Genomic DNA, 6,826 nt, shown 5'->3' on the forward strand with positions numbered 1-6,826 from the left:
CGGCGTGTGCTCACTTCACCTTGGGGATGTACTGCGGGATGACGAAGTACACGAGCTTGACCCCGTTCTTGCCGCCGAGGACCTGCCCGTCGGGCGTACGCACGCGGATCAAGGCGCGCATCACGAGCAAGGTCGCGGGCTTGATCGTGTTGTTCACGGCGTGCACGCGGAAGCTCACGGGCGCGTCGCCCTGCAGGCCGAAGAACGTCGTCTCCGTGCGGCTCGCGTAGGGCAGGGGAGACGCCGCGCTCTCGAGCGTCTCGATCTTCGTGATGAGCGTGCTCGCGTCGAACGGCATCATGCCCTGATCGACCGGCGGATTCTGGTACGCGAGGTCCGGCACGCCATCGCCCGTGCAATCGACGCCACCGTCGCACGCGTAGTTCTCGTGCGACGTCGTCACGTCGTGCAGGCCCGATCCCGCGAGCAGGCCGAGCAATCGCACGACCTCCTTCGACACAGAGCCACTGCCGACGTCCGTCTTCGGCACGAGCGGGTAGTCTTTCCCGCCAAACGCAGGGTCGTGATAGAGGCTGCCCGTCTTCGTCGCGAGGTCCGTGAGGTCGGCCCGCGCCGCGCCCGGGCTGCCCGTCGCGACGGGCACGCCGACGACCTTCGCGTTGATGTCGTTCAGCGCGGTCACGGCGTCGGCGTAGGTCTTCACCGTCCCGCCGACCTTGGCCCCGTCGTACTGGTGCGTGACGTTCGGCCCGTTGTGGAACGCGGCGTCCGTGATGAGCACGAAGATCGGCAGCGACTCGGGCCGGAAGCAGGGCGCGCCGATGCCGCCGGCGAGCGGGCAGGTGTACTTCGGGTAGTTCCAGATGCCGCCGATCGTGAGCGCGTAGTTGTTCGGGTTCGTCGCCGCGAGCCAGAGCGCCTGCGACGTCCCCTCCGGCGCGTCGCCGCCGCCCCCGGCCGTGAGCGTGCCGAGGATCTGCTTCGTCGCGACGGGCGCTGTGTACTTCTGCCCGTCGAACACCGGCGGCGCGACGTCCCCGGCGATCGTTTGAGCACCAACCTGGAACCTGTATCGATACAGCGCATCCCCGTCCTGCCCGTACGGCAGCCAGGGCACGTCGCGCACCTCGCCCACGCCGATCCACGCGTCGCCGATCGCCGGGATCGGCGGGCTCGCGGCGGGATCGCCGTTCAGGATCGTCGGGAGGATCTCGGTGTCGATCGACGCCTTCAGGTTGTCGATCGCGGGCTGCATCGACGCGGTCGTGTCGATCAGGAAGTAGATGTCGGCCTTCGCGACGCCGGTCGAGAACGTGAAGTCCTTCGTCTGCTCGCCCTCCTGGTACGGCAGGACGAAGTAGAGCCCCGCGTCCGCGGGAACCGATCCCTTCTCCGTCGGGCTCGATCCGGCCGCGAGCTCGACGAGATCGATGACGCCGTCCTCGTCGCAGTCGATGCGCACGCGGCAGCCCTTCGTCCCGTCCGCGTCGTACGTCGTCTCTTGCGTGTCGGAGACGCCGTCGTTGTCGCTGTCGAGATCCCGCACGTCCGGATCGCCGTCGCCGTCCGAATCCGCGAGCGGATCGCAGCTATCGTCGCGCGTTTGTCCGGGCTCGTCCTTCAAGAGGAAGGGGTTTGCAGCTTCGTCCGCGTCGAGCACGCCGTCGCCGTCGCTGTCGTTGTCGAGCGCGTCGGGCGTCTGATCCCCGTCCGTGTCCTTGTCCGGGCCGAGCTCGAGGAAGTCGGCGATGAGATCCTTGTCCTTGTCCGTCGGGTCGCCGCACGTCCCGCCGGAGTCCAGGAAGAGCGTGCCGCCTTCGCCGCCCGCGCCCGCGGCGCCCGAGGACGACGACATGCCGCCGCCCGCGCCCGGGACCCATCCGCCGGGCTTGATCGCGGAGTCGGGCGAGCAGGCGAGCGGGATGGCCGCGGCCGCCGCGAGGAACGAGAGGCCGAGGCCGAACGAGCGCAAGCGGTTCTGCTTCATCGTGCACCTGTGCCGGCAGAAGGAAGGCGACGCGAAAACGCCGGCTCAGGGTAACACGTCGGCCCGCCGTTCCCTCCGTCGCCTCGCTCGCGGATGCATCTCTTCGCTCTGGGCCTCTTCCTCGGCCGCGGCTTCGTCCGCCGCCGCGCACGGCTCGCTCGCGAACCGCTGCCCCGAACGCCTCCGAAGCGGCTCCCGGCCGCGCGCGCCGGACGCCTCGTCCGTCGGCGGGAGCGGCGCCGCATCGAGCCGCGCGAGATCGGCCTCGGCCACGGCGGGCTCGTCCAGGTGCGTCGCCGCCCGCACGAGCAGCCTGCGCACCTCCGTGCGCACGGCCGCGTCACGTGTCCATCCGGGACGCGCGTGCGCCACGATCGCCCGCGCGAGCAAGAGCTCGGCGCGTCCGCGCACGTCGTCCGGGATCCACGTCGTGAGCGTGGGATCCGCGGCCGCCGAGAGCGCGCGCCGCAGCGCATTGATGCGCCTCGGACCGAACCGCGCCGCGTCGTCGGTCGCGCACGTCGCGAGCCGTGAGAGACGCTGCGCCACGAGCCGCGCCGCGTGCCCCACGGGCTCCGCCTCGCACGTGGGTAGAGGCCGCGCGCGATCCAGCGCGAGCAGCACAGCCGCGAGGCACGCGCCGGACACGATCACGGTGACCATCACCATCGCGACCTCGGCGTGAGATCGCGGCAGCCACCCCGTCGTCACCGCGATGAACGCGGCGCTCGCGGCGAGCACGAGCCCCGTGCACCCGAGCGCGCCCTGCGTGTGCGCGATGCGCTGCGTCGGGGCTTGCCGCACGAGGCGCCCTCCGCTCGGCAAGCGCTTCATTGCGCGCGACGCGGCTTGATGCAGCCCGACCGACAGCGGGCCGAGCTCGAGCTTCGGTGGCTCGCGGAACGGGGATTGCGGCGCCCCCGCGCGCCGAAAGCCGGTCATCGTCGACCGACACTACCAGAGGGGCACCCTCGACCGAAGCGCGTCCGAGATCCGCGCGCCGCGTGTGTCAGCGAGGCGCGGATCGCTTCGCTTTTTCCTCGTGCCCGCTCGTCCCTGCGCGCGCGGCGAGCACACGCACCACGTCGCGCAGCGGGACGCCGCGCGACGCGAGCCCCACGAGCACGTGGTACACGACGTCCGCGGCCTCGTTCGCGACGCGCGCATCGTCTTCCCCTTCGATCGCGCGGGCGAGCTCGTCCGCTTCCTCGCGGATCTTCGCGCCGATCTTCGCCGGGCCTCCGTCGAGCAGCGACCGCGTGTAGCTCTTCTCCGCGCTCGACGTGCGCCGCGCCTCGATTTCGCGCTCGAGCACCTCGAGGAACGCGGCCGCATCCACGCCCGACTCCGCGGCGATCCCGTGCTCGTCCACGCGGCGGAAGAAACACGCGGGTTTGCCCGTGTGGCACGTCGGCCCCACGGGATCCACGAGCAGGAGCAGCGTGTCGGCGTCGCAGTCCGCGACGATCGCCGCGACCGCGAGCGTGTTCCCGCTCGTCTCGCCCTTCTCCCAGAGCGCGCCTCGGGATCGACTGAAAAACGTCGCTCGCCCTGTCTCGATCGTCCGCTCCAGCGACGCGCGGTTCATGTACGCGAGCATGCGCACCTGACCCGTCAGCCTGTCCTGAACGATCGCGGGCAAGAGCCCCGCCTCCCCCCAGGCGAGCTCCACGCTTCAGCTCTCCTCGGACGGAGGCGGCTCCGAGGTCCGCTCTTCCTCCACCGGCTTCTTCTTCGTCTTCTTCGTCGCGACGGCCTTCGGCGCCTCGTCCGACGCAGCGGCCTTCTGCGCCTTCTTCGCGGGCTTCTGCTTCACGGGCGGCGCTTCGTCCTCGTCCTCGTCGGCGTCCGCATCAGCATCCGCGACCTTCTTCTTCGCCGCTGCGGGCTCCTCGTCCTCGTCCTCGTCGGCGACGTTGCTCGCAGCCTTCTTCTCGGCCGCTTCGTCGTCGACGTAGGCAAGCTGCGGGATCGCCATCGCCGCTTCCGGGTGAGCGAGCGCGGCCTGGTGATAGACCGAGAACGCGAACGCCGCCGCGACGCCCGTGCTGAGCGCCACCGCTTGCGACGTCGAGAGCTGGATCGTCGCCGAGGTCCCGAACGACTCGGGCCGGAGCGCGAGGAACAGCACGGCGGCCGGGACGAACGCGAGGATCTGCGACAGGCGCCGCATCGTCGGGTTCTCGATCATCTTCGAGATGCCGACCACGTAGCCGACCGCGAAGAGCACGAGCGCGAGCGGCAGGAGGATGTGCTCGGGCAGCGACGGCGGGATCCAGCCGCGCTCGTCGTCCGCGCGCAGCATCTCCAGCAAGAAGCGGCCGACGCCGTAGGCGAACGTGAAGATCAAAAAGATTTGACCACGAAACTTCTGGTACCGCCGCGAGACCAGGAGCAGCACGAGGAGCGTCACGCCGACGAGCGACTCGTAGATCTGCGTCGGGTGCACCGGGAGCGACGACGTCGCGTCGTCCTCGATGAGGTGCTTCTTCACGTGCTGGATCCAGGCCGGCGAGCCGCCCGGCGCGCCGCTCGGGGTCTCGATCAGCGACGGATCCCAGCGCGGGAACGTACCGAGCTTCTGGAGCCACCCGGGCGCCGTCTTCTCGAGCGGCTGGCCGAAATCACAGCCGAAGAGGTAGCAGCCGACGCGCGTGATCATCAGGCCCGACGCGAGGCTCGGCACCGCCACGTCCGCCCACGGCAGGAGCGGGATCCCGTGTCGCCGCAGGAACACGAGCGATCCGATGAACCCACCGAGGAAGCCGCCGTACGCCACGAGCCCGCCCTTGCGGACGTCGAGCATCGCGGCGAACGAGTCGAACTCGTTCAGGTTCGTGACGATGTAGAGGACGCGCGAGCCCACCACCGCGGCCACGGCCGTGACCACGTAGTTGTTCGCCATCAGCTCCTTCGGCAATCCATCCCGCTCCGCGAGGCCGAGCGTCAGATACCAGCCCACGACGAGCGAGAGGCCGAGCATCACGCCGTAGCTGTAGATGGGCAGCGGGCCGACGGGCACCGTGCTCGCGCGGAACACGAACCCAGCGCCGCCGAGGGCCGCCGCCGCGATGGCAGCGCCGATCGCGATGGTCCTGTTCTTCGTCACGAACTGGTAGATCGCGACGATCGCCGCGACGCCCGCGAGCGCGCATAGGACCCAGAGCAGGGGCAGCGTCGTGTGCGGAAGCGGCACGCGGAACAGGATCGGATGCATGGCCGCCCTTCCTTACGCTTGCCCCAAAGCCCGGGCAAGCGTCGCCGATGCGCGCGGCCCTTTTGGTCCAGGCCTGCCTGCTGCTACGATGCGGGTGTGCTCAGACGAGCGACCCCGATCGGCGCGTGCGCCCTCCTCTCGCTGACGCTCGTTTCGTGTGTGCCCGAGGGGCCGCCCACGGCGGACGCAGGCGCCGCGCAGCCCGCCCGGCCGGCGACGCCGCGCCCCCCGACCACGGCCCAGATCGCTCCCCTGGTCCCGCCCGGCCCCCCGATCACGGCGCCGTTCGAGGACACCTTCGACCGCGCGGCGCTCGGCGAGGACTGGAACGCGCTCTCCCCGGGCTGGCACATCGAGAACGGCCGCCTCTGCGGCAAGAGCGCGAAGAACCGCGGCATCTGGCTGCGTCGCAGGCTCCCCGTGAATGCGCGCATCGAGTTCGACGCCTACGCCGAGAGCGCGATCGGCGACCTCAAGGTCGAGCTCTGGGGCGACGGGCAGAGCGGCGCCACGACGACGTCCTACACGAACGCCACGAGCTACCTCGCGATCTTCGGCGGCTGGCGCAACTCCAAGCACGTCCTCGCGCGCATCGACGAGCACGGCGACGACCGGCTCGAGATCGACATCGATCCGAAGAGCGACGACGAGCGCGAGCGCCCCGTCTCCGCGGGCCAGGCGTATCGGTTCCGCGTCGAGCGCGCGGACGGCAAGACGATCGTGTGGTCGATCAACGGCGTCGAGTACTTCACGCTCACCGACCCCGAGCCGCTCGCGGGCCCGGGACACGAGCATTTCGGCTTCAACGACTGGGAGGTCCCGGTCTGCTTCGACAACCTGAAGGTCACGCCGCTCTGACCGCATGGAACACGCCGAGGTCGAACGCGCCCTGGAGGATCTCGACAGCCGACTCGAACGGCTGCGGGCGCTCTACGAGCAGTACTTCCTCGGCATCGAGAGGCTCGAGCCGCTGGTCCCGCGCAAGGAGCTCGATCGGCGCATCATGCTCCTGCGCCGCGAGCAGATCCGGAACACCGCGCTCCGCTTCAAGTTCCAGACGCTGATCCAGCGCTACAACACCTTCCAGCAGTACTGGGGCCGCGTCGCGCGCGAGATCGAGAACGGCACCTACCAGCGCGACGTGCTCCGCGCGGCCGCGCGCTTCGGCGCGAAGGACGCGCTGACGATCCTCGGCAAGAAGCAACAAGCGAAGTACGCGAAGCTCGCCGCCGCTCAGGAAGAGCGCCGCGCCCGCATCCGCAAGCAGGCGCTGACGATCGACGAGGAGATGCTCGCGGACGAGGATCTCCTGGCCGACGAGGTCGAGGAGCTCGTCGACGAAGAGCTCGCCGACGACGCGCTCGAATTCACGACCGCGGAGCCGCCGCCGGCGAAGGCCGCGCCGCCGCCTCCACCGCCCCCGAAAGCCGCGCCGCCGCCGCCGCCCGCGGCCACGAAGCCCGCCGCGCCGCCGCCTCCGCCGCCTTCGAATCCGGGACGGATCTCCGCGCTGCCGCCGCCTCCGCCCGCGATCGGAAAACCGCTGCCTCCGCCCGCGGGCAAACCCGGCGCACCGCCTCCGCCGCCCGCGGGCAAACCCGGCGCACCGCCGCCGCCTCCGCCCGCGGGCAAACCCGGCGCGCTCCCGCCTCCGCTCGCCG

The 6,826-nt window shown here is 70.7% G+C and carries 5 protein-coding genes and 1 pseudogene; 2 read left to right on the forward strand and 4 right to left on the reverse strand.

Annotation, left to right across the window (positions count from 1 at the left end; translation table 11 throughout):
- Positions 1-10: 10 nt before the first annotated feature.
- The 4 genes from QHF85_RS45425 to QHF85_RS45440 form a co-directional block, all read right to left on the reverse strand.
- Complete coding sequence (locus QHF85_RS45425) at positions 11-1,948, reverse strand: hypothetical protein (protein WP_281333760.1); 1,938 nt, start codon at positions 1,946-1,948, stop codon at positions 11-13.
- A 45-nt stretch (positions 1,949-1,993) separates the two neighbouring features.
- Entirely contained in the window at positions 1,994-2,890 is an 897-nt protein-coding gene (locus QHF85_RS45430) for a hypothetical protein (RefSeq protein ID WP_281333761.1), read from the reverse strand.
- Between the two features lie 67 nt (positions 2,891-2,957).
- Complete coding sequence (gene hisIE, locus QHF85_RS45435) at positions 2,958-3,620, reverse strand: bifunctional phosphoribosyl-AMP cyclohydrolase/phosphoribosyl-ATP diphosphatase HisIE (protein ID WP_281333762.1); 663 nt, start codon at positions 3,618-3,620, stop codon at positions 2,958-2,960.
- 3 nt (positions 3,621-3,623) lie between these two features.
- Positions 3,624-5,165 (reverse strand): prolipoprotein diacylglyceryl transferase family protein, encoded by a 1,542-nt coding sequence (locus tag QHF85_RS45440; RefSeq protein WP_281333763.1) that lies wholly within the window; start codon positions 5,163-5,165, stop codon positions 3,624-3,626.
- Positions 5,166-5,261: 96 nt separating this feature from the next.
- Between QHF85_RS45440 and QHF85_RS45445 the strand changes: the two genes are divergently transcribed.
- Positions 5,262-6,023: a hypothetical protein gene (locus QHF85_RS45445; RefSeq protein ID WP_281333764.1), complete on the forward strand. Its 762-nt coding sequence runs from the start codon at positions 5,262-5,264 to the stop codon at positions 6,021-6,023.
- Positions 6,024-6,027: 4 nt separating this feature from the next.
- A pseudogene (locus QHF85_RS45450) lies at positions 6,028-6,826 on the forward strand (hypothetical protein); the annotation flags it as partial.

It is taken from the genome of Polyangium sp. 6x1, assembly GCF_029946515.1.
In the GTDB taxonomy this organism is placed as follows: domain Bacteria; phylum Myxococcota_A; class Polyangia; order Polyangiales; family Polyangiaceae; genus Polyangium.